The organism is Notoacmeibacter sp. MSK16QG-6, assembly GCF_024158145.1.
GTDB lineage: Bacteria > Pseudomonadota > Alphaproteobacteria > Rhizobiales > Rhizobiaceae > Notoacmeibacter.
The window spans coordinates 136,466-162,224 of record NZ_JAMYXM010000005.1; the positions used below are offsets into that span (position 1 = coordinate 136,466).

The following is a 25,759-nucleotide window of genomic DNA, read 5'->3' on the forward strand; positions in this document are numbered from 1 at the left end:
ACGATGACCGAAGGCAGAACCCGCCGCAAATTTTTATAGCCGGCAGACTGGGTTCGAACTGTTTTTATTTTGAATATTTGAATGAAAGATTGAGCCATGAAAGATTTTATTCGCAATATCAATTCTCATAACTTCGTTTCCATTCTCGGCATGACATTGCTCATCTCGGCTCTTCTGACGGAGCCGAGCGCAGCGCAGGATTTTTCCGGCATGGAGACGTTCCTGGAAGAGATCGTCGATCTCATTACCGGCCCCATCGGCGTCGCTATCTCAGCCCTCGCCGTCATTGCGGTCGGCTTTTCCTTCATGACCGGCCGTATGGACTGGGTGTTCGCGGCGTCGATCGTCATCGGTATCGCGATCGTCTTCGGCGGCGCAACCTTCGTCGAGGGCCTGTCCGCCTCCTGACGACGGGCCTCAACGCGGCCCACCGCCCCGCACCTCCAGGCGGCGGTGGGCCGGCCCTGACGCCTCGTTACCGGAGAAACCGCCATGCAGAACACACCGCTTTTCATTGGTCTGACACGCGAAGTGACCTTTGCCGGGCTGCCGATCCTCTACCTCGTCGTATTGATCGTCATCACCATGCTTGGGTTCATTCTCAGCCAATCCTTCATCTATCTGATTACCGTCAGCAGTGTCGGATACGCGGCTCTTCGCGGGCTCGCCGCCTACGATCCGAAAATCATCAACGTCTTCATCGCAACCGTGCAGAAGACACGCATGTCGCCGGAACTTATGAAGGGCGAAGGGCTGGTCTATCATGCTTGAAGCACCGCCCACCCGCGCCACCCGCACCGTGGTCGACAAGAGCGCCAGAAAGGGCGAAAGGCTGGTCAGCGGCCTGCCCTATCTGAGCATCGTCGACGACCGGACGATCATGCTGCGCGACGGCGACCTGATGGCGTCCTTCGCCGTCGAGGGAATCAACGCCGATACGATCGATAACCGCTTTACCGCCGAACTCTGCCACGCCTTCTCGCGATTCATCGCCCAGCAGCGGGGCGATGTCGCCTATTACGTTCATCGCATTTCGGTGGAAACACGGCCGAGCGCCCAGCCTGTCGACGGCCACCCCTTCAACGAGGAAATCGACCGGCGCTGGCAGGATTATCTGCAGACAGTGGGTCTGCGCGACCGCGTGACGATGGTGACACTCGTTATCCGTCCGCCGAAGCGCGTCGCGCGGCTGATGAGCCTTCTGGGCACGAAAGATGTCTTCAGCCGCGAGGAAGTGAAAGTGCGGGCGCTGCGCCTGGACCAGATGATCAACACCTGCATGGTCGGCGTCTCCGAAGCCAAACCCCGACGTCTCTTCGTCCATGACGGCGAGTGGCTAGGCCGGTTGCGCACCGTTGTCGACGGTTCGGACGGGCGGCTGATCCCCGGCGGCAAATTCACTCCGCTCGCCGATATGCTCGCCAGTTCGAACGTCACCTTTCACGGCAAGTATTTCCATTGCGACAGCCTCGATCAGCAGGGCGGTCGATACGGCACCATCGTTTCGGTCAAGGACTATCCGACCGACACCTATCCCGGCATTCTTGATCGGCTGAACCTGCCCTACGACACCGTTGTGACGCAGAGTTTCACGCCGATCGACAACATCACCGCGCAAGGCAAGATCTCGCGGGTTCGCAAGCAGATGAAGGCGGCGGAAGATGCGGCCCAATCACTGATGGCGCAGCTCGAAGAGGCCGAGGACGATGTCGCGTCGGGCCGCGTGGTCTTTGGCGATCATCACTGCAGCATCGCCCTGTTCTGCGAGAGCGAGGACGAGTTGGAGGATGCGATGGCCCATGTGACGCGGGCCATGCAGGATGCGGGCGCCGCTATCGTCCGCGAGAATTTCTCTTCGCGGGCGGCCTTTTTCGCTCAGCACCCGGGCAATTTCACCTACCGCACGCGCGCTGCGATGATCTCATCGCAGAACTTTGCCGACCTTTGCGCCATGCACGGCCTGCCGAAGGGCAACCCGCCAGAGAAATGCCCATGGGGCGATGCGGTGACGATCCTGCCGACGGCCAGCGGCGAAACCTTCCGTTTCAATTTCCATCTGGCGGGTCAGCCGGGCCAGCGAACCGTTGGCCATTCGCTTGTGCTCGGCCAGACCGGCTCCGGCAAGACGCTCGGCACGGCTTTTTTGCTGAGCCAGGCGAACCGCCTGGACGTGCGCACGATCGTTTTCGACAAGGATAACGGTTTCGAAATGGCAATCCGCGCCATGGGCGGCCGCTATTCATCGGTGCGCATGGGCGTCGATACAGGTTTCAACCCGATGCAGGCCGAAGCGGATGCGCGTGGCGCTGCATGGCTGTCCGACTGGCTGACGGCGCTGGCCGAGAATGAGGGCGTGCCCCTCAATCCCATCCAGATTCAGGCGTTGAACGACGCGGTGCAGTCCAACGTCACGGCCGACAAACGCCTTCAGAATTACGAGCAGTTCCGCAGCCAGTTACGCTCCACCGACGATGATGGCGATCTTTACAATCGTCTCGGCCGCTGGGACGAAACGGGCCAGTTCGGATGGCTGTTCGGCGGCAAGGACGCTGATCCCCTCGCCTTTGACAGCCGCCTCACCTCGTTCGACCTGACCGAGATCTTCGACAATGACCGGGTGCGCACGGCCTGGCTCAGCTACGTTTTCCGTCGCATCGAACGGCTGGTCGAGGACGAGCATCCGACGCTTCTGGTGCTCGATGAAGCGTGGAAACTGCTCGACGACCCCTATTTCGAGGCGCGTCTGAAAGACTGGATGCTGACCATGCGAAAGAAGAACGTCGCTGTGGTCCTCATGACGCAGCGGGTTTCGCACATCAAGAACAGCGCCGCAGGCGACGCCATTCTGGAAAGCTCGGTTACGCGGCTGGTCTATCCCAGCTCGTTCAACACCGAGGCGGAGCTTGAGCCGCTTCACCTGACGCCCACCGAGAGCGCCTTCCTGCAGACCAGCAATGTCGACAACCACCTGGTTCTGCTGAAGTCCGGCGCGGATAGCGTGGTGCTGGATTTCGACCTCAGCGCCCTTGGCAAGGGCATCGCCATTCTGGGCGGCGGCCGCGGAGAGAAAGCGCCGGCTGGCTGGCGCGAGCGTGACAATTTTCAAATGGAGATGTTGCAATGAGAACGATCCTGCTTGTGCTCATCGTGGCGGTTGGAGGCCTGGCCGCGTGCCAATCGGTTCCCGCCGTCCGCAAGAACAATTGCGCCTGCATCTGGGAAGCCCTGGATGGCCAGATCGATGAAAGGGCCATGGCATGAGACACTTCCTTCAAGCCGCCATTTGCGGCACCGCCCTCACCCTGATCGCCGCCGCAGCCACGCCGTCCATTGTCTTCGCGCAGGATGCCGTGACGCCAGCAACCGAACCGACGGTCACGACACCCACCAAACCGGACGATGCCGATGAGAGCTTCGACGAGAACGCCATCCAGCAATTGATGAAGATCGTCCAGCTTTCACGTTATATCGGCGGTGGTATCGGCCAGATCTTCGCAAGCCTGCAAACCCAGCAGGAAATGCTTGAAACCATTCGCGATGCACAGACCGGGCCGAAGAATTTCCCCGATCTCGGCGAAGATACCGGTCGCGACGGCGGTCTCGGCTTGAAGGAAATGGCCGATGGAGCCATGGGCGGCGCGGTCGAGGGGCCGGAGGCCATGGTCGCCGCTTTCGAGAAGTTCCGCGAAAACTACTATCTGGAAGATGCGTTCGCGCTGAAAGACGATGAACTGCCGAGCAAGAAGATGGTCGCCCGGCTATCGTCCCAGGGCGCCATTGCGGCATCCACCGCCGAAGCATCCTACAAGCGGGCCAATGCCGGCATGGACAGGCTCGATGGCTATGCCACCGCGCTGGCCGCGAGCGACGATCTGAAGACGAGCATCGATATCAACACTCGCGTGATGATCGAGGTGGCCCAGCAGATCAACGAGACGCTTCGCACGCAGGCCGCATTGGCCTCGGTTGCCGGCGGCTTTTTCATGATGCTCGGTGGAGAGGTCGGCCAGGACGACACCTTCATCGACATGAAGACCTTCAACCGGTGAGCGGGTCATGGGCGTTATCTCCGATCTAGGCGCTGTTATCGAGGACGAGCTGAAGGATTATGTTCAGCTCATCTTCGAAGGCGTGGCCGATCCCATCCGGGATGCACTGCAGATCGTCGCCCTCGTCGCGCTGTTGTTCATCGCCATCAACTCGCTCGTCCAGTTCAGAACGATCAATTATTCGGAATACTTCAAATGGGGGTTGCGATATATTCTGATCTACTCCTTCGCGACCATATGGGCCAATTTCGAGGGGATTTATACCATTCTCGTCGAAGTGCCCGACGACTATGCCGGCCTCATGATCGAAACGGTCGCGCTGCATATCCGCACCCTGCGTACCGACGTGCTCGATCCGGCAATCATACAGGCAGCCGACAACAAGACCTATGCAGCGATGGACGAGTTCGCCCACGCCATCGTCTGGATCGCCTACGACTTCCTGCGCGACACTTCCATTCTCGATATCGGCAAATCGATCCGCAACGTTTTCACCGGCGCACTGATCCTTATCATCGGCGGCATTTTCACCGCAGCCTCGGCGATCATCGTGCTGATCGGCCGGATCGGCTTCATCGTCGCTATCAGCCTGGCCCCTCTGGCGCTCTGCATGCTGATGGCCGAGCAGACGCGGCAATATTTCGAGAGCTGGACGCGTTTCGTCATGGGCTTCGTGGTCATCCCGCTGCTGACGGCGGCTCTGATGGCGATTGTCCTCTACATCGCCGGAGAGATCCTCGCGGCATCCAATGCGAGCAGCCTGCACAAGACACTCTATTTCGGCTTCCTCTTCGTCATGATCGCAGCGCTGGTTCTGCTCTTCATGATCCCGACGATGGCGAGTTCTCTAGCGTCCTCTTCGGTGGCTGCCGTGGGTGCGGGCGCAGCCTTTGCCGCAGCCACCATGGTCCAGCGCAACACCATGCGTACCTTGGCGATGGGTCGGTCGACGGCCAGTCGCGCCAGAGACGGCGCAAGCGCGGCAAATCGTGCCAGAAAGTCCGGCGGCGGCGCATATTCGATGGCGCGCTCAGCGGTCAATTCCATGCGGCAGAGCGCCAGTCAGCGCGCCCAGCGGCGCGATGACCGGCTGGCGAAAAACATCAAGGGCGGCGAGGGCCGAAAGGTCAGCCCAGAACGCCGTCATCTGGAAGCGACCGGCGGTTCCGGTGGTCGTAGCGGGTCCGGCGGGCGGTCGGGCAGATCCAGCGAGACACCGGAGCAGCAGAATCTGAACCGCAGTGACAAGTGATCGCCAGGCCGGCGGACCGTGGAAGTGCCGGCGTCAACAGGAAGACAACCATGAGTGACACAACACCCACGCCACACGCTTTCGAGGACGAAGTCTTCTTCACTTTGCGCCAGCAGCGAAACAGCTGGGCCCGGATCGCTGTCGGATCGATGGTCCTGGCCGTGCTGGCGCTGGTGAGCGTACTCGTCATGCTGCCGCTCAGCGAAGAGCGCCCCTATGTCGTGATGGTCGACAAGACCACGGGCGAAGCGGAAAAGATCGTCCAGGTCCGCCCTGCCTCGCTGGAGCAGCAGGATGCCGTGTTGCAGGCCGAACTGGTCTCCTATGTCGTCGATCGCGAAACATACGATCCTGCCGACAATTCCGTGCGCATTCCCGATGTGATGAAGCGCTCAGCCAATAACGCAGCCGAAACGCTGGCTGCGATCTGGAACTCCGGCTCCAGCCAATATCCGCCCGACGTCTATGGCGGCGATGTGCGGGTCCGCGTGGTGGTGAAGTCCATCTCTCTGACGCCGTCCTCCAAGCGCGGCAATGCCGATCTGGCGCGAGTGCGCATCACCAAGCTGCGCGAGGAGAAAGGCAAGCCGACCGCGACGCGCAGCTTCGTGGCGACGGTAGGTTACGAATTCGAGCCCCAGGAAGAGGCGACGCTCGAATCCGTCTGGAAGAACCCGCTCGGCTTCAAGGTTCTCTCCTATCGCATCGATGCCGAGACCGCCGACAAATGATTTTTCAGCAAAAATTTTGAGGTTCCGTCATGTTTTTCAAACGATTGCTTATTCTTCTCTTTGCCGGTCTCTGCCTGGCAGGGCCTGTTCAGGCCGAGCAGACGCCGATCGCCTCGCAGACCGATAGCCGTATCAAGCGCTACGTCTATGACGAGAACAATGTCTATCGCCTCGACCTCTATCTGAAGTCGATCACCGCGGTGCAATTCGACGCTGGAGAGGTGGTGGAATCGATCATCATCGGCGACAGCGCATCCTGGGAGATCACCAAGCTGAATGCCGGCAACGTGGTCAGCATCAAGCCTATTGTCCCGAATGCCCTGACCAATATGACGGTTTATACCGACCGCCGCGTCTACACGTTCGAACTGCATTGCGCCGGAGAGATCGAGCCGGGCGAGGTCGCGCACCAGTCCTTTCGGACGGTCTTCACCTATCCGGACGAGGTGGCGGAGTACGACGACAGCCTGGCTGTGGGCGGGCCGATCGACAACAATTATCTCGTCTCCGGCTTCGCCCCGTTCCGTCCCATCGCCGTTCAGGACGACACGCTGCGGACCACATTCCTCCTGCCCAAGGGTGCCCCCCGCCCGGCCATCTTCAAGGTGGGGCCGGACAAGAGCGAGCAGCTCGTGAATTCGCGGACGGATGGCGGCAGCATCGTTGTCGACGGCACGTCCAACTACTGGGTCTTGCGGATCGGCGATGAGTCCGTCTGCATCGGCAAGGCGGGGGTTATCCGCCAGAGCAATGCGGTGGTCCGCGCCACGCCCGCACCGCACCCCCGCAAGACCACAGCACCTAAAAGCCAGGCCGCCGGCGAAGGCGGGTTCTTCACCAAGCTTCTGAGAGGAGGTCGTCATGCAGGATGACCGGAATCAAGACGATGCCGACCACACCGATAACGACCCGCATGACGAGGTCGATGAGGCTGCGGCGCTTGAGGCGCGAAAGGAAGAAAGCAGGGAGCGCGAGGCGTTGCTGGAAGAGCGCCGCGCCCGGCAGACGGGTAAGGGGCGCAAACGCAACGTTCCGCTCTCCATGGCGCTGGCCCTGCTGGGCGGTGCTCTGGCTCTGCTCATGCTTCTGGTGGGGCCGACCCGCACGCTTCAGATCTTCGGTATTCTGGAACGGGAAGACCCGGCCCTCACCTCGCAGGTCGGCCTTGGGGTCGACAAGGAGGTCGAGGATGATGTGCGGCTCGACTTCACGGTTCCGGCCCCGCCGGAGGAGGTGGAGGAGAAAACCGATCCCAACGCGGCGCTGAAAACCCAGCTCGCGGCCCTTCAGAAGGAACTGGAAGCGCTTCAGCGAAAGAAGAACCCGGGTCTTTCGAAGGATGAGCTGAGAAAGGCGATGGATCGCTACAACGCAAAGATGAATGCCAAGCTCGACGAAGAGCGTGAGCGGATGAAGCGGGAGAACGATCGCCTGCGGGCCGCCGCCGCTCAGGCCGAAGAGGAACGTCGCCGCGCCATGGAAGAGGCCAAGCGGCAGTTGGAAATGATGAAGGATGCGCAATCGCTGGAAGAAGAGCAACGCACCTCATCCGGCGTGATCGTCGACGATGGCGCCAAACCCCCACGGCCTGGACCGCGGGTGTCCGGTGAAGCCTCAGAACGCATACTCAACCAGAACGAGCAGTTTCTGGCGTCTGCCGCCGATAGCGTGACGGAGACGTCCCTGTCGCAGCCGCTCGCCGATCCCTCGCGCACCATTGTGCAGGGCACCATCATCTCGGCGGTGCTGGAAACGGCAATCAATACGGAATTGCCCGGCAATATCCGTGCTCAGGTGATGGAGCCGGTGTTCTCCTTCGATGGCCGCCGCATCCTCATGCCTGCCGGAACGGTCTTGGTCGGCCAATTCAACAATGATGTCCAGCTTGAACAGAAGCGCGTGCTGATCGCTTGGAACCGCGCCATCACGCCCAAGGGCCAGTCGATCGCCCTCGGCTCTACGGGGGCCGACAAACTCGGCCGCTCCGGCACGGCGGGCAATGTCGATAACCGCTACATGAAAAAACTCGGCGCAGCCGTCCTGGTCAGCGCCATCGGCGCGGTGCCTTCGGCCCTCAGCTCCATGGGCGGCAACTCGTCCTCCAGTAGCGGCACGACGATCAATATCGGTGGCGGCGGTGGCGGCCAGGGCGGGGGAGGCCAGATGATAGCCTCGGTCGGCGGCGCGATTGCCGATCAGGGCAAGGGCTTCCTGGAGAAATTCCTCAACCTGCCGCCGATCATCCGCATCCCGCAGGGCGAGGAAATCCGCGTCTTCGTCAACCGCGATCTGGTGTTCCGATGAACGTCCATGCGCCCCGGCGTGAACTCTCCTATGTGGAGCAGTATCTTCGCCCGCTCCGCGATTATCTGGCCGACGATAAGGTCAACGAGCTTGTCATTAACCCCGACGGTTCGATCTTCATCGAAGCCGCAGGTGCGGTCCACATGCACCAGATCGATGTCGAGCTGCCGCCTCACGCCATCAAGAGGCTTGGCGCCCAGCTTGCCGGAGAAACGCGCAACACGCTCGGCGCGCTGCATCCAATCGTGTCGGGGCGTGTCATGGTCTGGGGTCAGCCGCAGCGCGTGCAGGTGGTCATCGAGCCGGCCATCGAACACGGGGTGTCGCTATCGATCCGCAAATATCTGACGCAGACGCTCGACAGCAAGCAGATCGTTTTCGTCGACGGCGGCCAGATCAAGGTCGAGGACGAGCGGCAGGCCCGCCACCGCGCCATTGCCGATATGGCGGAGCGTGGCGACTTGCAGGGACTGTTTCGGCAGGCCATCGACGAGCGCTTCAACATTCTGATTTCGGGCGGTACCTCTTCTGGCAAGACGACGGTGGCGCGGGCGCTGATCGCGATGAGCGATCTGGACGAGCGGATCATCACAATCGAGGATGCGCAGGAGCTGTTCCCGCCACATAAGAACCAGGTGGGATTGATTTCGGAGCGCAAGGAAAAGTCCGAGCGCCTGCCCTCAAAGTTGCTGGAAAGCTGCCTTCGCATGCGGCCCGACCGCATCATCGTCGGCGAGATCCGCGGCATGGAGGCCTATGATTTTCTGGAAGCAATCAATACCGGCCATCCCGGCGCCATCACAACGATCCACGCCGACAGCCCCAACCTCGCTTTCGACCGCCTCGCCCTGATGGTGATGCGCTCCGGCGTGCGCATGTCGCACAAGGAGATCATCCATTACGCCAAGCGCACCATTGATCTGGTGGTGCAGGTCGGCCGCCGCGAAGGCCGCCGCGGTGTGCTGGAAATCTATCTTCCATCGCAAAACATGGACGACTGAGGCATTCGGGTAGGCCCTGCGTGTTTCCGCAAATATCTGAGGACAGGTCATGCCAGAACATTTTCAAGTAAAGAGACTGCATTCGACGGCTCGACAGTCGGGTCCGCCCAGCGCCGACGAAGAGCGTGCGTTCGCTGAGGCTGACGAAGAGCGTTCCACGCATGATTCTGAGGTTGGCCCTCAGGCGGTTTGGGAGCAGCAACAGCAGGAGATCGCCGAGCAGAACGCCATCATGCAACAAGAGGCGGACAGGGCTGCGGGGCCGACACCAGATGAGGAAGACGCCTTTGCCGTTCTTCACGCGGAAGACTCCGACGATGAGTTCTTCGACGCCAGAAGCCATTTGAACGACAGCGAAGAGGTTGTCAGCGATGCGCAGGACGAGCCGCCCGAATTGGATGGAAAATCGGTTCCTGGATCGGAAGATTGCCAGCCAGTCAGTGGCAAAAGCTGTATCTCAGACGGAACCTACGGCAAGCGCGCCAATGAGCGAGTTCGCCTGCATATTCCACCTGCCGGCGAATATGAGGCCGAGCACGTGGTCCCCGCGGACGGCCGATCCCGTTCGGAGGCAAGAAAGCTGGCGGCATATCTTGAGGTTAAGACGCTGCACAGGAAGCATCCCGGTACAGGCGACAGGGGTACGGAGCGCGTCGAGGCAGGATGGAAGAGCGGCGGCGATTTCCGGGCCGATATCCGCAGGGCGCTCGAAGATCCTGTGGCGAGGGCCGAAGGCGTCACTGCTTCCAACATCTACCAGTTGAACCAACTCGGATACGGCCACGTCATTGAATCAATGAAGGAAAAGGGCGAATTTATCGACCCCGAACGGCTCGCTATAGCGACCGGCAGCTACAACCATACTGTCAAGCACGATCCGGCTATCAAATTGCAGGACGTGACTTATCATCTCCAGCCCAGGGGCCAGGTCGAAGCCTACTTTGCGCGCCAGTCCGCGATTACAGGCCGATATCCCGAAGCGGAACAGATGAAGAGATATTACGACCGCCTTTCGCGTGTGTCGGCGGACGAAACCGTTCATTCCGTCGAACCGGACCATGGAGATTCCACGCTGGGTCGTGCTCGCGATAGTGATCTAGACGGTCAGTTATCCGAGACGGCGGCTGATCGTCGTGGTTTGGGAAGCCGCGACCGATCCGCCTCACGCAACTGACGATGGCCCTACGCTCCTCATCGAGACGACTGCGTCGATCAGGACCAGGGCTTATCGCCCCGCGCTCTGGCTGCGCTCGCGCGAGCGATCCCTTTGGGATCGGTCGAGAGCTGCGTTTTGGACATCCGGCTCGCTCTCGGTCAGGAAGGCGTCATCGTCGATGTCATGGTGGCCTCGATGCTCATCGGTCATCGCCATGAGCCGGTCATGGGTCAGTTGGCCGGGTTGATCCCAGTCGCGCATAATCGTTCGCTGCTCATCCGTTGGATCATAAACGCCGATACGAGCCAGATCGAGATCGACGCGTTCGTTTTGCCCCATGGATGCCTGGGAAGGATCGCTCTCCTCACGTCCGGGCGAAGGCGGCTGCGAGGCTTCCGACGCGGTGCTGATGTCCGCCTGATCGTCTTGTAGGGCCGGTTCCGGCCGGGAACCGGCGGAGAGCCGCCGAACCTGACGGGGACGTTCCGTTTCGCTATCATCGCGGCTCAGCTTGCGCTTTCGGTCTGAACCTTCTGGCGCGGCGGGGAGCGGCGATCCTTCCTCTGACGAGCTATCGAAGAACGACTCGTTCGATACCTGTTCGGCTGCCTGCCGCCGCTGCGAGAGATGGTCGTCAATGCGTCGCAGCGTGTCTTGCGGCCACTCCCGTTCAAGATCTGCATCCCGGGTGGCGATTGCTACTGCCAACCGCGCCGTCTCAGTCGAGCGATCGTTCTGATTGTTTCGATAGGGTGCTATGGCGTCACGGCCATCGGTAGAAAAATCATCGAGTGTCCGCGCTCTGTCGCGGATGTCGCTTTGCAGTTCATCGACTGCTCTGACGAGCGCGTTGGCGGCATCGGGATCGAAATTTTTCTCCAGCCAACCTGTATAGTCCGGCTTTCGTGGCTTGAGCCCAAGCTCCCGGTCCAGCAAATAGCGTGGAAGGGCTGCATTCCCCTCCCTCTCATTCAGGCTGTCAGCGATCTGCCGATGGCTGAAGTTTTTATCCGCCTCGAAAATCTGAGAGTTTTCGATATAGTAGGTGCTTTCGCCCTCATAGAATTCAGACGACGGCACGAACGCCTCGGCCTTTCGAAGAACCGCGCGCCGCTTTTCGCTGCGATCCGGCCCGGTGCCGACATGCTCGTCCAGAAGGCGGCTGACCACTTCGAATTGCGCCTGTAGTTCGGGGTGGAACACCCGCGTCGATTTCAAATCATTTTTGTGAACTTCGTGAGTGAGGCATTCCGTCGAATAGGCGGCAAGCCGTGCTGCGGCTTCGGAAGCAGCCGCTTCCGCGATTAATTGCTGATGCCCTTCTTCCCAGTTAGCGTTGAGACGGTGAAGCTTTGCCAGTTTTCCCAGATTTAGAAACCGCGTTTCCGTATCGGCTTGGGCGTCTTCGTAATCGCTCATAGTATCGTCCTTTCGGGTTTATGCGTCTGGCGACCGGCAGGTCAGGAATGCTCCAGCGATTGGCCGTCCTGGCGTTGTTGAAGCGCTATGATCCGCTCAAGCAATTTGCGCTGCTCGGCCTGAGCCGGCGTTTCGGCGTTTTCGGTGGTCGTAGAATCGACACCGCTATTTCCGCCTCCGCCCTGCGGCGTGGCCGGATTGGCTGCAGCGCTTGACTGTGCCCCCTGCGCCGCAGCATCGGCCGCAGCCCCGTTACGGATATTCTGATCGAATTGGGCGGCGCGTTGCTGCGCCAGAGCCGCATCTGCAGGCCGGCTTCGGCGAGTATCGTCTTCCTGCGCGGCATCGGCCGTCGGGGCAATCTCGTCCGACTCGTTGTCATCGATTGCCGCATCGAAATCATCGTCGTCGTCGATAATCTCCTCATCGTCCCGCCGCCCGGCCTCCTCCTGCTCCTTCAGCATGACAGGCGGTGTTGTCTCTGCGGTCAGTGGAATCGGGTCGGGCTGCGGTAGTGGCCCCGCCTGTCCCTCGAATAACGGTTTGAGATAGCGGTCGGCGTAATATTTGACCTTATGCATCTTCATCGGCGGCTGGCCTTTGACCAGCACGATCTGCATGTCGTCCTCCAGCAGACGCACCTGTTCGGGCCGGAGCAGCGGCGAGCCCTGGTCGGTTTTCTGGATATTTGCGTCGAAGAACTCCTTGCGATTGTAGGAGGTGGTCTTGTTGGAGAAGGTGTATTCGCCGATGGCCTTGGAGATATATTCCGGTGTTTCGTCATCGGCCGTGGCCATGAAAACCTGCACGCCCGCATTGGACAGGAAGTTCTCCTTGCCCGCCTGCTCATAGGCGCCGGTCAGCGCCGACAGGCTCTGAATGATGAACATAAACCGGCCCTTATATCCGGCAATGGTCGTGACGGCGGTTTCGATAGCGTCCAGCTTTCCGAGATGCTTAAACTCATCGAGCAGGAACAGCACCTCGAAGACCTCGTCGTCCCCGGGCATGGTCCGTTGGAGGATGGAGACGATCTGCTGGAAGAAGAGCCGCACCAGCGGGGCTATCACTTCCAGATCGTTGGGGCTGACGCACAGATAGATCGAGGTCGGGTCTCGGCGCAGATCGTAGATCGAGAAATCGGAACGGCTGGTCGCGTTCTTGATGAGCGGATCGGCCCATAAATTGAGTCCGCCATCGCCGAGAACGGAGGTGTAGGAGGTGATGATCTTGGTGTCGTTGCCGGCCATATTGTCGAAGATGCGCGTCACCTCGGCAATGTTGCTCTCTTCGGCAAGCTGGGCGAAGAGTTTGTATTTCTCGCCGGGCTGGGCATAGAGGTCGTAGACCGCGCCAATGGTAGGATTGCCGCGTTCGATGCAGGCCAGCACGCCGGCGACGAACAGATCGCGCGCGCCATCGATAAAGCCCTCCGAGCCCTTGCCTTTCGCCGCGATCAGATTGTTGGCCAGCCGCCGCGCTTCGGAAAAGCGCCGCTCCGGTGGCACGCGCACGATGTCGAGAACAGGGTTGTAGCAATGGGTCAGCCCGTCCGGGTCCATGGGCGAGAATTTGAAGATCCGGTCACCGCGTTTCTTGCGAGCGCGAGACGTCAGTTCGAACAGCTCTCCCTTGACGTCGAGGGCGAGCACCGATCCATCGAATGTCAGAAGCGTTGGGATGACCACGCCGACGCCCTTACCCGCGCGGGTCGGCGCGACCACCAGGCTATGCGGCTGTTCGCCATTGGTCAGGTAGAGGCCGGGCGTGCGCGGTCCCTTCGTTTTACCGAAGACTGGTCCGGATATTTTGCGGTAGGGCCGCAGATATTTCAGCCGACGCATCTCGCCGAAGCCCGCCCAGCGGGCTGTACCGAAATGCTTGGGTCTGAAGGCAAGCGCCGCCGTCACGGCGAGAAGAACCGCGCTTGTCGCGCCGATCAGCCCGAGCCCCCAGTAGAATTGTCGGGTAACGAAACCGAGATAGAGCGGCGTTTCGTACCAGAAGGCCAGAAGGTCGAGTTCCGCAAGCCCGGCCATGCCACCGCCATTGGCCAGCGTCACATAGATCGATGCGACCAGCCACCCGACCGGCAGAGAGAAGATCAGGGCGAAAAGGAGGGTGGAGAAGATTTTGCCGTTGGCGTTCATCCTGTTTCCCTTCAGATACCTATTGAGGATTGCCGTGACCGGCTGCGATCGGTCCGTCCCGGTTCTGCCGGATCGGTTGCGCCACGCTCCTCCCGGCCTCCATAGTCGCTCTCCGACCAGGAGATCAGGCCTTCGCTTTCGGAAGTATCGTCCTGTTCTGGACCGACCTGCCGCACTCTCTCCCGCGGCTCCACCCCGATCGCCGAGGCGGCCTCGATTGAGACGGGATCGCCGAGGTGAAGCGTTGCGGCATAGGTTCGGTAGCCGCCGTTCTCCATGCGGATCATCGAGCGATCCGGTCCGAATGTCTCGATAACCGAGCGGCCCTTGAGGTTTCGTCCGACCGTCGCGCTGTCATACGGGATCAGGCGGCCATCGCCGCTATTGACCAGAGCGGGCGGGCCTAACGGCGCATCGGATAACTGGTCGGCGAATATGGACGACAAACCGGCTCGCCGAATGCGCGCGCGGCCTGCCTCGCCCGTTTCCTGAACGAGCACATTGCCGGGCAGGACCGTATGGCCGTCCGAAGCCTTGAACAGAAGATCGCAACTTCTGTCGCCTCTGATCATGGCGCGGGTCTGCGGGTTTCGGGGAAATTTTTCGACCACGCTTCGTGTCGCGAAATATTCGCCCCCGAATTTGAGGTAGGCGGATTTCAGCGCGGTGCGAACTGGCAGCGCCGCTAGCCTCGCCGAACTGTCCAACCGGAAACGTTTGCTTGGCGGAGCCCTTGTTTCGTCCGCTGAGCTTTCGCCCTGCTCGGAGACGGATGCTTCTCTTTTGCGCTTTCCGCCAAGCTGAGCGTGTGGCGGATGACGTTGTTCGTCCGCCGAAGATGTGTCGGTGCCGAACCCGTCGTCCGGGTTCCATTCATAAGAAGGGACATCGCGCCCGATCAGAGTTTTCTGCCCGGTCGTAAGCGATTTGTCGTTTCCGGGGTCGAGGACGAAGGCAAGGGTCGCGAAATTGCCTGTCCCACCGCGCTGATCGTGGTTCTGGATAAGGATTGCCGTGTCCGGCTGAGACGCAATCCTGTGACCGGTGATCAGTCGGAACATCTCCCCGTCGAGGTAAATACGGGGATTTTTGGGATCGGCGACAAGAACGGAAGGCACCCTTTCTTCCGGATCGCTCTGCATTTCGGCGGGCACGGCGAGTGCTTCGTTGGCGCGTCGGGAATAGTGCTCGTCCCGGTAGTTTTCCTGCCCCATCCATTCCAGCGTCGAGGGTTTGACAAGCGACTTGCCATTTCGCCCCCGCATGAGCACTCCGCCCTCGTATGGATTGTTGGGCCTGCCCCCGGTTTCTCGCGCCGTCTTGAGCGCCAGATCATAAGTGTCTCCCGCGGCGTAGGCGACCCGGTCTCGCCGCACCAGGAGGTTGGGCAATTGATGGGGATTGTTGGTTTGAAGGTATTTCTCATAAAGAGAGCCAGCCGAACCACCGGATAAATTATTGAGGTTATAGTAGGTGCGGTCTTCACCCTTTAGCCAGACATAGCGGTCACCGCGCTCTGCGCCGATCTGGTCGATGCTGAGCGGATGGAAGTCGGGTCTCAATTTGGGGTAGATGCCCAGGTAGGAGCCATCCGCAGATCGGATCAGAATGTCCGGATTGTCCTGTCCCGACTGCAATGGATGTACGAATTTTTTGTACTGCCATCGGCTGCCCGCCGGCGTGTCGAGATAGTTGTTCCAATTCAGGGCTTTGCCAAAGCGTTGGGTACTAACGCCATATTTGGCCATCTGCTCGGCGAATATCTTATCGCGCCGCGCCTGACGCTGGTCACGTGGGACGGATTTGCCGATCTTAATGGATCGGTAGATCTCCTCCCTCGTCCGGTAATTTCCCTCCTTATCGCGCAGAAGTAAAGATCTTTCATCCATCTCTTCGGGGGTTGGAGCGTGACCGTATTTCTCGGCGAATTGCTGACGGGATAGAAAGATCATCTCGTCAGGGCGGCCGGTCGGCGCCCCATCGCTCATCAGGACATCGTCACTGAAACGCTCGACAGGTAGACCATCGTGAATGAGCCGCTGGCGGGTCGTTTCGGATCCGGGCCCTTGTGAATCGGCGGAGGCCGGTTCTGCCGGTGCGGTCGACCGGGCGGGCCTGACACGATCGTCACGATCTGCAGGTTGCAGAAAAGAGTCGATGACCAACTGTGGCTCCGGCGAAGCATAAGGCGGGGTCTGGTCAAATCGCGAACGAACTCTCTGCTGCGACGAAAGCGGCACATGGGCGCGTTCCAAGGCGGTTTCATATGCGTCGTCACCCCTCTCGGACGCGGTCTCATAAATATCTTCGTCGCTTTGCCGGTCATTAGCCATAGTGTGCACCTTCACCGGACATGAGTGCGTGAGCGCTCGTCGAGGCCTCGATCACGCGCGATGTCGGACTGGGACCTCTCATTATCGTTCAGGTCCGGTCGGCTGCGTTGTTGGCGGGCAGCGATCGGGTCGGCGGTCTGGCGCTCGGCCGAGCGTTCGCCGTCGACACTGGTCTGACGCGTCGCACGGCGTTCGCTGGCGCGCTCGCTCAACTGTTTGACGGGCGGCTGTTCTCCGCCGCGCGGACGGTGATCCTCGAGCGAAGCGCCGGCGGCGAGGCCGATGGCGCGATCATCGTCGCGACCTTCCCGTAACAAGCGGCTGGCAGTGAACAGACCGGCCCGACGCCGCTGCTCCATCTGTTGCTGGAGAGTGCGAACCGTGCCGGGTCTTGGCAGTCGGCGCGGTCTGATCGGCGGACGGGGTTTGATTGGTTGTTTCGGCGGCGATGGCGGAGGAACTGCCGTCACTTTCCTCTGCGCCCCGCTTCGACCAATGCCCCCGGCGGCTTCACCAAGGCGGCGAACCGTAATCGCGCCCTGTCTGACCGAGGGTGGCATGGGCGGCGGCGGCGTGACGGCGCCGCCGTAGTTCAGCGCGGTTCTCAGCATTTCCTGGCCGCCAACCGTTACGCACGCCCGCGTTGCGGACGGGCATCCAATGTCGTGTCGTTCGCAATTTGGGTCGGCAGGGTTTTTCCACGGCCCGGTCGCGGCGTGTCTTCGACCGGGCCGTCATCGTTGCTGTCGGACTCATAGCCATCTTTAGCTTGGTCGGTCTTGCCGCAGTCCTTCCGGTGATTGTCGCTACTTGAGTATCCAGAGCCAAGAAAGGCCAGTTCTTCTGGGCTCAAGTCGTCGTCAGACGCCTTCGACGTTTCGGTTTTGGCCGCTTTTCCGGTATCGGTCTTTCGACGCCGGTCACTGTCTGCATCCGCGGGCTTGCCTTCCCGCTCGATTTCGGCGCTTCCCGGCCGGTTGACCTCTTCCCGGATTTTCTGTTTGAGCGCCCGTACCGAAGCACTGTCATTGGAATTTTCATCGAGCGCGCCGTTGGCTATGGATTTCGTCGTCCCGCGCTGAACCAATACCCGTTTCTCACCGAACGCTTCGACGAGGGATTTGTCGCCACGCGCCGCAACGATCTCCGGATGATCCTGTCCGAGGAGGCGACCGTCCCTCGTATCGATAAGAATTTGTGGCTTTTCTCCCTTGAAGGCGCGCTTGCCGACGGCGCTGTCGATTCCTGTCTCTTTTGTCCTTTGATCCAGAACCGTTTTGAGGGGTGCCTTGCTCTCCATGTAACTGGCGGTCATCAGCAGATCGCCTTTTTTGTTGCTGAAGACGATGTCGACAGATGCGTCCCCTGCTTTCATCTTCTTTACAAAATCGCTGTTCGGCTGTTCCTTCTCGATCAATTTGGTGTCGCGATAGACATTATTCTCGATGCGCGCGTATGCCGGCGCGAATGCGGACGGCTCGCGCGATTGCGTGTCTATCAGTTTGGGCGGCCTTTCTGGCGGTTGCTCGGTCTTGAGCTGCTCGCTTGCGTTGCGTCGTGGAGGCACCGGAGGGTCGTGGGGCGCGTATGTCGGTGCGCTGGCAGGCATATTCAGGCGCGCTGCGCCTTCAGCCGAAATTCCTGGCATTCCTTTGGCCCTGAGGACGGCATTCATATACTCAGGCGGTGTGCCTTTTCCGGGCGGAGCATATGCATCGCGCTGACGCGGCAGCATTTTTTCCAGCTCTTCCTGAGTCGGCTCCGGCCTTGCATTACGATCGCCGCCTTCTATCCCCTTGGGTGGCAAGGATTGCTGAAAGCCGGGTCTTTCGAAATCTGCCAGGTAGGCTGGGCCGAAATCCTTTCTTTTGAGGACAGGAATGCGCGAATGGCGAAGCCCGGTCGGGCCGCCCGTTGGAAGCTCGGCTGCTCCGTTCCGCGGTGGAGGAACATTGAACGTCCGGCGCGAAGCGGATGAAAAATCAGATCGGTTGGAGGCAAGCGTATCCGACCTCCGGTCCGCCAGCGAGGGATGTGGGAAGGCGTTGCGTCCTAAAGTTCGCCCTGAAAATCCGGAAGTCGCCGTCGAGCCCGTCGAGCTCCAGGTATCGTCGTTTCCCCGACCGCTATTGTGGCGCTTCTCAAGATCGCGCACCTTAACGCCTAGTATTTTGACCTTTACGTTTTTGAGGCCGGTATCGTCTTCATAATCGACGGTCTTGCTGGCGAGGAATCCGAATGAGCGGCTCCGCGATTGCAATCGGCCTTCTGAATCCAGTTTGTACCTGCTTTCGTAGAGGCCAACACGACGACCGGTAGAGGTTTTGTCCATGCGCTGCCCGCGTTCGTCGAGACGAGATTCATAGGATTTGCTGTAGAGCCCGCCGAAGTGATTGATATCGGTCCTGGAACGTGTGCCGCCGCTGCCCTCGACCATGCTGATGGTTTTCGAAAAAGTGGAAGTGCTGCGCATTTGCGGCGAAATCCGACCGTCTTCTTCGATGCGGTAGAGCTCCTGCTTCCGGCCGTTGACAATATAAAGTTCGCGCGAGCCGTCAGCATTTTCCCGGCCGAGTTCGCGCGAATAGTTGCCATCGCGGAAGGAGTGCTCCTGAAATTTTCCGTTTTCGTCTTGTTGCCATTCCTCGGAATAGCGGCCGTTATAGTCACCCTGTTTGAGGGAGTAGAGCGTTCGATCTTTCGGGTTGTTCGGGTCGACGAGGAAAGTACGCTGGCTGTACCCGTGGCGATCGGAGACGTCTAAAGCCATCTCGATTTTTCCGGCGTGAGAAGGATCGATATTCAGGCGGGTGCAATCGTCTTCGGACAATGGCCGGCTGCCGATGAATAGCTTCGTTTCCAGGGATCCGCGCCGCTCAGTCAGATGCACATTGTCCTCATTGTCGAACGACACTTCGCGGCTTGCCCTGCGAAAGAGGCCGGAACGCCGCGTTTGGCGTCTAACCGGGCTGTTGAAATAGTCCGGATCGGCCATCGCCGAATATTGATCGAAATGGCGGGAAGCGTTTTGGGTGACCTGCTCCGTTTGAGCGTCGATCATGCCAGCGACCGCACCGGCGCGCCGATCGGTCCGGGATTTATATCGTGCGGGTGTGGATCTGAGCTCGAACATCGGAAGCTCCTTCTCTGGTTCGGTGAAAGGAAAGGCGCAAAGCGAGGAACCGGTTCTTCGCTTCGGATATCGCCTTCCCTTTCATGCAAGGCTCATCTGCTGACGAACGCTGACGCTAAATGCTGGCGGTATGGGGCTCTCTCGGCCGCTCGTTCAGCCCAGCTTTTGCAGCCGCGTCCTGACCGGGGCGTTGTATGTCACGGATATTGTTCGGCTTGGCGGCGCCTTCCCGCGCCTCCACACCGGCAATATCGGCCACATGCTGGCTGATCGCCCGATCCTTGTTGTCGAGCAATTTGTCGAGAGAGGTGGTCGCGCCATATTTGCCTGAAGGGACCTGAATCCGATCCGGTGGATAGACTTCGGTTAGCTTACGACCGTTCAAACCTTCGACTCGTTCGTGGCTGACCTGCGCTGTCGAACCCTTTCCCTCGGGATCGACGACGAACAGTTTGCCGCGCTCCCTGGATGGCAATTCGCTCGCCTGAACGTGATCCTTCTCAAAAAGTTTTTTCGACAAAGCACCGCCGAACTTCGCATCGATTTCTTGGTAGCGGGCCGGTTGCTTGTCTTTGAGATAGGACGGCGTCCAATTGCTGTCCTGCGCCGAGTTCGAGATGTACAGACGGACGTTTTCCGTGCTTGTGCCTTTTTCGCCAAGTGAGCCGTTTCTCAGCGCATGGCCGATGGCGTGGTTCGCATATTTGCCATCGATGAAAGGTGCGGCGTCGATCCTTTTTGCGGCATGGTACACTTTGTCGCCGACCTTCGCGGGGACCTGAAGGGTCGCGTCCGGTAGCGGCCGTTCCCGTACCGCGCCGGTCTGCAAGCCGACGCGCGATTTGGCGTAGTGGGCTCCGTAATGTTCCGCCAGATCATCGACATGCTGGGGTTGGCCGCGCTCCGAGACGACCCAGATATCGGTGCTTTTCTGCGCACGCAGTTCATCCAGCGACTTGCCGGCCAGTTCCTGGTCTTCCTTGCCGTGGCTGGCCCAGAATTGCCCATCCTGGTCGCGATAGATGAGTTTTGGCAGATATTTGCCGTTCTGCCTTGGATTTTTCCAGTTCGAGGCCTGTTTTTGAGGACCGTTTGGCGATTCATAAATCGGAGCGGAATTTTTATAGTCGATCCCACTCATGGAACGTGTCGAAAGATCGGCGGCCTCCATTTTTTGTTCCCAGAGTTCTTTGGGATCAACATCAAGGTCCTTGGCTTCGCGCTTCGTCTGCTCATAGGCCACGCCTTTAGTGACGAAGCTTTTGCTCATTTTGCCTTCATCGGGCAGTAGAACGCATTCCTTGCTGAGATCGACGTTGGCGCTCACCTCGCTACGGGGAATGAGCTTGACGCGAACGTCGTCATCTCTCGCCATGGGATCGGCCACCAACTGACGGTCATAGAGGTGCGACCGGGCGGTTGTTTCTTCATTGGCTGCCTCCAGTGCCGCATCGAGATCGCCCAAATCGAACGAGTCTGAGTCGGAGCTTATGGAAGGGGCACTGTCCCGGTCAGGAATGACCGAAGAGGCACTATCGCGCCTACCTCGCTTCCTTGGATTATTGGACGGACCATTGTCCTCAACATCGGACATTTCATCATCTGTAGGCATAGTATCACCTGAAAAATAAAAATTCGAAAAGCTGTTTGGAAACTCTTTTATGCGTTGAGTGAGGTCTCGCCGGCCTCGAGCCAAGCGTCGTATTCGGTCAGTGCGGTGGCGATGTCCTCATCGATTATGGCTCGCAATGTCGGGCCGTAATCGCTCCAGTCGTCAGTCTGTTCTGGCGGCCGGTGGGCGGGAACTTTCCGTAATCCACGACCGGCGGGCTGGCGCTGAACCACGTCCCTGAGGGCGACGACGTTGTGATCTGGTCGATCTGTCATGAGAAAAACCTTTCATCGGGTTTGGTTGAAAAACTTCGGTTTGGACGATCGGCAGGTGTGATCTTGCCGTTCGTTGTCAGCGGCACTGAAGCGCTTGACGAAGCTGGGCGCCGGCGGCGTCCATTCGAGTTCGGCCAGAGCCGCTTCGAGAGCGTCGATATTCGGATAGTGCTGGAAATCGCCACTTGGAAACGGTTGGGCGCACCCATAGGTCGCCAGAGGCAGTTCCACCGGCCCCGGCGTCCGTTTGATAGGTCTGTCGGGCGTTTCGTTGATATCCATTGTTCGATGTCCTCTTCTGCTTTGAGTTTCATTGACGAATGGGCCGTTAGCGTTGGCGATTTCCGCCATCGTCTCGCGTCTTGTCCCGGTGTTCGCGTCGGGCTTTCGTGTCGCGCAGGTCCATCTGGTGGGTGTTTTCCCGCTCCGGCCGCGGTTGCCTGCTCGGATCGGCTGCCGCGTCCCCATCCTGAGCGTTACGACGTGAACGCTTGGCCGGCTGCTGGGCCTGGAGTTCATCCTTGTCAGCTTTTCGCTTTTGCGGTCGTTCGATATCGCGCAACTCCATGGGGTGATTGCCACCCCGTCGCGATTTCGGCTGGGCGATGGGCCGATCTCTGCGGGTTTCTGTATCGCGCGGTTCCATTTGGTGACTCGAAACATTGCCGTCGCCAATTCCCTTGCCGCGCTTGCGCGTTACGCCGCCGCCGGTCTGTCGCGCGGTGGTTTCATTTAGCGGAGCAGGATCATTGGCGTTGGTGGGTCGGGTGCTAGGGCCAGCCTCGGCGTCGCCCGCTCGGCCATTGGCGCGGGCGCGTTTTGCGCTGCGCTGTTTTTCGGCTTCATTGTCCGCCGCCCGGCGCTTGCGACGTGCTTCAGTATCTCGGAACTGCCATGACGGCCCGGCCGCGGGCTGCGCATTCTGGCTTGCAGGCCGCTCCTGCGGCTGGCGGGCGCCGTCTTGCAAATTTTCATCCTCATGCGGCATTTCGGCACCGCCGAAATCGATATTGTCATTGCCGTCTTCTTCATCGCTCACATCGTAGAGGCTGTCGAAGCTTCGGCGTCTGCGCCGCCGCGGCTGGGGCGGTGGCGGATTACCGCGATCGTCATTATCGCTGTCATGATCGCTACCGCCATCAGACCCGCCGCCTCCGGCGTCATGGCCGTGATCGTGACCATCGTCCGGCGGAGCGTCGCCGACATCTCTATCGGCTTCAAAGGCCGGAGGCGTGCAGCCGCGGCGCAAATCCTCGGCGGTGCGTTCCGTGTCCATGCCGCGTCGCGGCGGCGCATTGGATGGCCCTTCTCCGGCATTATCGTCATCGTCTGGCGGGGGTGTGTAGGCGCCAGCGTCATGGATGGCATCCTGAAGGGTTTCTTCGGTTTCCGGGTCCATGCCGACACGATTCCTGGCATCGCCAAGGGCCTGTTGACGTTCTGCTTCCAGACGGTTGTGTTCTTCCAGCGTAATGGGCCGCTGCATGATCGTGCGCTCTCGGCGGCGATATTCGGCATACGTCACCGGCCGTTCGGTGATGCCGCGTTCTTCGCGCGTGGTCGCTTCCAGTTCGATGCCGCAATCGTAGGCCGCATTGACCAGAACCTTGCGCATATTCTCATAGTTGAACCACGGATCGCGCTTGGCGATCTTCAGCCAGTCGCCGCGGGTCGAACGTCGGTTGACCGTGATGTGAAGATGCGGATGAGGCCGGTTCGTGTGAAAGGCGGTTCGATAGTCGTATTCGTTGGATTGGCTGTCATGCTGGGGACCGAACATGCGGTTCGCCCACGTCCGCGCTGCGGCGAACGCACGTTGGCGATAGATTTCCATCTGCTCCGGATCGTCCGGATGCTCCGGTGGCGGAAAGCTGACGACCAGATGGGTCGTCAGATCCTGCCCCGCGCGATGCGGATTGTGCTCATTGCCAGTCTGCGCTTCCCAACTCGCCGCGTCAGCAGCAAAGCGGTCGCGCGGAACGGTCACGCCCTGATGGCGATCCGAGCATTGCAGATCGACAGCGCCGTTCTGCGTCAGATAGTTCCATTGGTCTTTGATTTGCCCTGCCGTCTTCGCCCCTCCATTGGGCACGACCCTTACGATCGCTTGCGGCATGGGGATTTAGCCTCCCGGTTCTATGAGGACCTGAAATAAGAGGACATGTCGGTTCATCCGAGCATCGCCTTCTGCAGCATCAGTCGGCCATCCACGCGGCGGCGCGACAGGTTGAGAATCGAGCGCAGCAGCGCATCGAGCTGCACGAATTCATGGCCGAAAGCGGCCCGGAGCGTCGCCAGCCGGCCCAGATCGGTCTTGCCGTTCTTGGCGGAGGCGCTGTCGATTTCGTTCAGCGCACGGGCGATGTCGCCGATCTGGTCGGTGATGTCCTGCAGCAATTGGCGCGTTTGTTCGTCGGTTTCCAGAAAGCCGCCGATCCGCCTTGCGGCAACGCGCATCGCCATGTTGTTCGAAAGCCCGAGCGCCTTGGCCTGAAGCGAAAGGCATTCATATTCGGCGGCGCGTAGGCGCACGCTCACAACCTTATAGGCGTTGGGATCGGCGCCGGGCCGGGCCGCTTTTGGCGCGGGTTTGCCAGCTGTGGTCGATGTGGAAAACAGAAGATCGGTCGAAACGTCGTGCCCATTGGCGGTCATGGCGAAACTCATCAAATAAAAGCGCGGGCAAACAAAAAACGAAAAATCGCATGCGCCGCAAAATAAATAATAATCGGCAACCGGCCAAAACGCCGGCGTCGGGTCATGAATACAAAGCTATATTGATCTGTTTATCGGCAGACGCAAGAGAATTTGGGGGCAGCGCCGATCACAAAACGTAAGACGGAGTGTCGAACTATTGAACGGATAGCTGCTTGCGCTGCCATGTTTTCATCATAAATCTACACAGTATTACAAACGTACTTTTTTACAAAAGCCTTTTCAAACGACATGATTGCCATAAAGGAATTGCATCGTGAAACTTGTAACCTGCTGCTCCTTCAAGGGCGGGGCGGGCAAGACCACGGCCCTGATGGGCCTGTGTTCCGCCCTTTCCGCCGGAGCGAAAACCGTTGCCCTGCTCGAAGCCGATGAAAATCGCCCGCTGATCCGCTGGCGCGAAAACGCGTTGGCAAACGAAAGCTGGGACGACCAGTGCGAAGTCTTCGTCGCCGACGAGATGGAGCTTCTGGAGCAAGCCTATGAAGAGGCGGAGGCGCGCGGTTTCGACTACGCGCTGGCCGACACCCATGGCGGCTCCAGCGAATTGAACAACACCATCATCGCTTCGTCGGATTTTCTCATCGTGCCGACCATGCTGACGCCGCTCGATATGGACGAGGCGCTGGCCACATACCGCTACATCATCGAATTGTTGATGGGCGAAAATCTGTCGGTGCCGACGGCGGTCCTTCGCCAGCGAGTGCCGGTGGGGCGGATGACCGTTTCCCAGAAATCGGTGATGGATATGCTGAGCGCCCTACCGCTTTTCGACCCGTCCATGCACGAGCGCGACGCCTATGCCGCCATGAAAGAGCGCGGCATGTTGCACATGACCCTTCAGCGCATGCTCGCCAATCCCGCCATGCGGCTGCATCAGCGCAACCATCAGGCGGCGATGGATGAGCTTGGCCAGATGCGCCACTTCGTCGAACACGCGCTGGAGGGATGACGATGGCAATTCGAAAACCCCGCCTGTCTGTGGCGGAAGCGCGCACCAAGGCCTCCGCCAGCGATCCGCAATCTACCAGCTCGGCCCCGCCGCGCCCCCGCTCCGACCTGGCTGCCCGACAGCCCAGTGAGCCGGTGCGGCAAAGGATCGAGTCGCCGCCGACACCCGCTCCGTCGTCCCCTCCCCTGCCCGCCGCTGTACCGGAGCCCGCGATGCTGCGGCCGATCGATGACGCCGAACCCGAACCGAAGGTGCAGGTGTTCGTCTCGGCTTTGCTGCCGGCCAAAGGCGTGTCCCCGAGCTTCGATATGCTGTGCCGCCAGTACCGCCCCTCAAAGGCTCTTCAAATGATTCTGCGACGCGCTCTCGACGACTATGAAGGTCTGCTACAAAGCGGCGCTCACAAGAAGTGCCCCTCCAGCTACGAGACCGTGCGCCCGAGCGAGCAGGGTGCGCTGATCCAGACATCGCGGATGATGCCCGTTGCGCTGGTGTCGGTCGCGCGCAACCATTTCGATCCGTTGGGTCTGGAGAGCACCCGCGCCTTCGGGCGCAAACTGGCGAGCACGGCGCTCGCCAGCTTTTTCAGAGCGGAGGCCGAACGGGCGAAACGATTGCCATGAGGGACGCTTCCATCGCGGCGCTGAAAAGAAGATCGGCGATGCAATTTCGCCCCA

General features: G+C 60.0%; 23 protein-coding genes. 13 read left to right on the forward strand and 10 right to left on the reverse strand.

The features are described 5' to 3' along the window. Nucleotides 1–96: 96 nt before the first annotated feature. The 11 genes from NIM86_RS14355 (at nucleotide 97) to NIM86_RS14405 (ending at nucleotide 10,511) form a co-directional block, all read left to right on the forward strand. Nucleotides 97–408, forward strand: a complete 312-nt coding sequence (locus NIM86_RS14355) for a TrbC/VirB2 family protein (RefSeq protein ID WP_253383150.1) — start codon at nucleotides 97–99, stop codon at nucleotides 406–408. 84 nt (nucleotides 409–492) lie between these two features. Beyond that, complete coding sequence (locus NIM86_RS14360) at nucleotides 493–771, forward strand: VirB3 family type IV secretion system protein (RefSeq protein WP_121646670.1); 279 nt, start codon at nucleotides 493–495, stop codon at nucleotides 769–771. Then, nucleotides 764–3,124, forward strand: coding sequence for a helicase HerA domain-containing protein (locus NIM86_RS14365; protein ID WP_253383151.1), 2,361 nt, complete (start codon nucleotides 764–766; stop codon nucleotides 3,122–3,124). Before NIM86_RS14360 ends, NIM86_RS14365 begins: the two co-directional genes overlap by 8 nt. After that, entirely contained in the window at nucleotides 3,121–3,261 is a 141-nt protein-coding gene (locus tag NIM86_RS14370; RefSeq protein ID WP_158598524.1) for a hypothetical protein, read from the forward strand. The genes NIM86_RS14365 and NIM86_RS14370 overlap by 4 nt, the downstream gene beginning before the upstream one ends. Continuing rightward, complete coding sequence (locus NIM86_RS14375) at nucleotides 3,258–4,049, forward strand: type IV secretion system protein (RefSeq protein ID WP_253383152.1); 792 nt, start codon at nucleotides 3,258–3,260, stop codon at nucleotides 4,047–4,049. The genes NIM86_RS14370 and NIM86_RS14375 overlap by 4 nt, the downstream gene beginning before the upstream one ends. A gap of 7 nt (nucleotides 4,050–4,056) precedes the next feature. Continuing rightward, entirely contained in the window at nucleotides 4,057–5,301 is a 1,245-nt protein-coding gene (locus NIM86_RS14380) for a type IV secretion system protein (protein WP_253383153.1), read from the forward strand. Between the two features lie 50 nt (nucleotides 5,302–5,351). Beyond that, nucleotides 5,352–6,032, forward strand: a complete 681-nt coding sequence (locus tag NIM86_RS14385) for a virB8 family protein (protein ID WP_253383154.1) — start codon at nucleotides 5,352–5,354, stop codon at nucleotides 6,030–6,032. Nucleotides 6,033–6,061: 29 nt separating this feature from the next. Then, nucleotides 6,062–6,904 (forward strand): TrbG/VirB9 family P-type conjugative transfer protein, encoded by an 843-nt coding sequence (locus tag NIM86_RS14390; RefSeq protein ID WP_253383156.1) that lies wholly within the window; start codon nucleotides 6,062–6,064, stop codon nucleotides 6,902–6,904. Next, nucleotides 6,894–8,336 (forward strand): TrbI/VirB10 family protein, encoded by a 1,443-nt coding sequence (locus tag NIM86_RS14395; RefSeq protein ID WP_253383158.1) that lies wholly within the window; start codon nucleotides 6,894–6,896, stop codon nucleotides 8,334–8,336. The genes NIM86_RS14390 and NIM86_RS14395 overlap by 11 nt, the downstream gene beginning before the upstream one ends. After that, nucleotides 8,333–9,337, forward strand: coding sequence for a P-type DNA transfer ATPase VirB11 (virB11, locus tag NIM86_RS14400; RefSeq protein ID WP_253383160.1), 1,005 nt, complete (start codon nucleotides 8,333–8,335; stop codon nucleotides 9,335–9,337). Before NIM86_RS14395 ends, virB11 begins: the two co-directional genes overlap by 4 nt. A 49-nt stretch (nucleotides 9,338–9,386) precedes the next feature. After that, complete coding sequence (locus NIM86_RS14405; RefSeq protein ID WP_253383162.1) at nucleotides 9,387–10,511, forward strand: hypothetical protein; 1,125 nt, start codon at nucleotides 9,387–9,389, stop codon at nucleotides 10,509–10,511. A 51-nt stretch (nucleotides 10,512–10,562) separates the two neighbouring features. Here NIM86_RS14405 and NIM86_RS14410 read toward each other — a convergent pair whose 3' ends face one another. From NIM86_RS14410 to NIM86_RS14455, 10 genes are all read right to left on the reverse strand, one after another. Beyond that, nucleotides 10,563–11,912, reverse strand: coding sequence for a hypothetical protein (locus NIM86_RS14410; protein ID WP_253383164.1), 1,350 nt, complete (start codon nucleotides 11,910–11,912; stop codon nucleotides 10,563–10,565). 41 nt (nucleotides 11,913–11,953) lie between these two features. Then, entirely contained in the window at nucleotides 11,954–14,062 is a 2,109-nt protein-coding gene (gene virD4, locus NIM86_RS14415; protein ID WP_253383166.1) for a type IV secretion system ATPase VirD4, read from the reverse strand. A gap of 11 nt (nucleotides 14,063–14,073) precedes the next feature. After that, complete coding sequence (locus NIM86_RS14420) at nucleotides 14,074–16,395, reverse strand: hypothetical protein (RefSeq protein WP_253383168.1); 2,322 nt, start codon at nucleotides 16,393–16,395, stop codon at nucleotides 14,074–14,076. Between the two features lie 11 nt (nucleotides 16,396–16,406). After that, nucleotides 16,407–17,006, reverse strand: coding sequence for a hypothetical protein (locus NIM86_RS14425; RefSeq protein ID WP_253383170.1), 600 nt, complete (start codon nucleotides 17,004–17,006; stop codon nucleotides 16,407–16,409). A gap of 17 nt (nucleotides 17,007–17,023) precedes the next feature. Next, a complete protein-coding gene (locus tag NIM86_RS14430; protein ID WP_253383172.1) occupies nucleotides 17,024–19,528 on the reverse strand; it encodes a hypothetical protein in 2,505 nt (834 codons plus the stop codon). A 115-nt stretch (nucleotides 19,529–19,643) separates the two neighbouring features. Beyond that, the gene (locus tag NIM86_RS14435) at nucleotides 19,644–21,122 is read right to left on the reverse strand and encodes a hypothetical protein (RefSeq protein ID WP_253383174.1); all 1,479 of its coding nucleotides are present in this window, start codon (nucleotides 21,120–21,122) and stop codon (nucleotides 19,644–19,646) included. A 65-nt stretch (nucleotides 21,123–21,187) separates the two neighbouring features. Continuing rightward, nucleotides 21,188–21,415: a hypothetical protein gene (locus tag NIM86_RS14440; protein ID WP_253383176.1), complete on the reverse strand. Its 228-nt coding sequence runs from the start codon at nucleotides 21,413–21,415 to the stop codon at nucleotides 21,188–21,190. Between the two features lie 12 nt (nucleotides 21,416–21,427). Continuing rightward, nucleotides 21,428–21,697 (reverse strand): hypothetical protein, encoded by a 270-nt coding sequence (locus NIM86_RS14445; RefSeq protein WP_253383178.1) that lies wholly within the window; start codon nucleotides 21,695–21,697, stop codon nucleotides 21,428–21,430. Between the two features lie 46 nt (nucleotides 21,698–21,743). After that, on the reverse strand, nucleotides 21,744–23,531 hold the full coding sequence (locus tag NIM86_RS14450; protein ID WP_253383180.1) for a relaxase/mobilization nuclease domain-containing protein: 1,788 nt from the start codon (nucleotides 23,529–23,531) through the stop codon (nucleotides 21,744–21,746). A 53-nt stretch (nucleotides 23,532–23,584) separates the two neighbouring features. Further along, on the reverse strand, nucleotides 23,585–24,070 hold the full coding sequence (locus NIM86_RS14455; protein WP_253383182.1) for a DNA mobilization endonuclease VirD1/MobC family subunit: 486 nt from the start codon (nucleotides 24,068–24,070) through the stop codon (nucleotides 23,585–23,587). 316 nt (nucleotides 24,071–24,386) lie between these two features. Here NIM86_RS14455 and NIM86_RS14460 point away from each other — a divergent pair, with 316 nt between their 5' ends. Both NIM86_RS14460 and NIM86_RS14465 read left to right on the forward strand, forming a co-directional pair. Continuing rightward, nucleotides 24,387–25,082, forward strand: coding sequence for a conjugal transfer ATPase VirC1 (locus NIM86_RS14460; protein WP_253383184.1), 696 nt, complete (start codon nucleotides 24,387–24,389; stop codon nucleotides 25,080–25,082). A gap of 2 nt (nucleotides 25,083–25,084) precedes the next feature. Beyond that, the gene (locus NIM86_RS14465; protein WP_253383186.1) at nucleotides 25,085–25,705 is read left to right on the forward strand and encodes a VirC2 family conjugal transfer protein; all 621 of its coding nucleotides are present in this window, start codon (nucleotides 25,085–25,087) and stop codon (nucleotides 25,703–25,705) included. Nucleotides 25,706–25,759 lie beyond the last annotated feature (54 nt).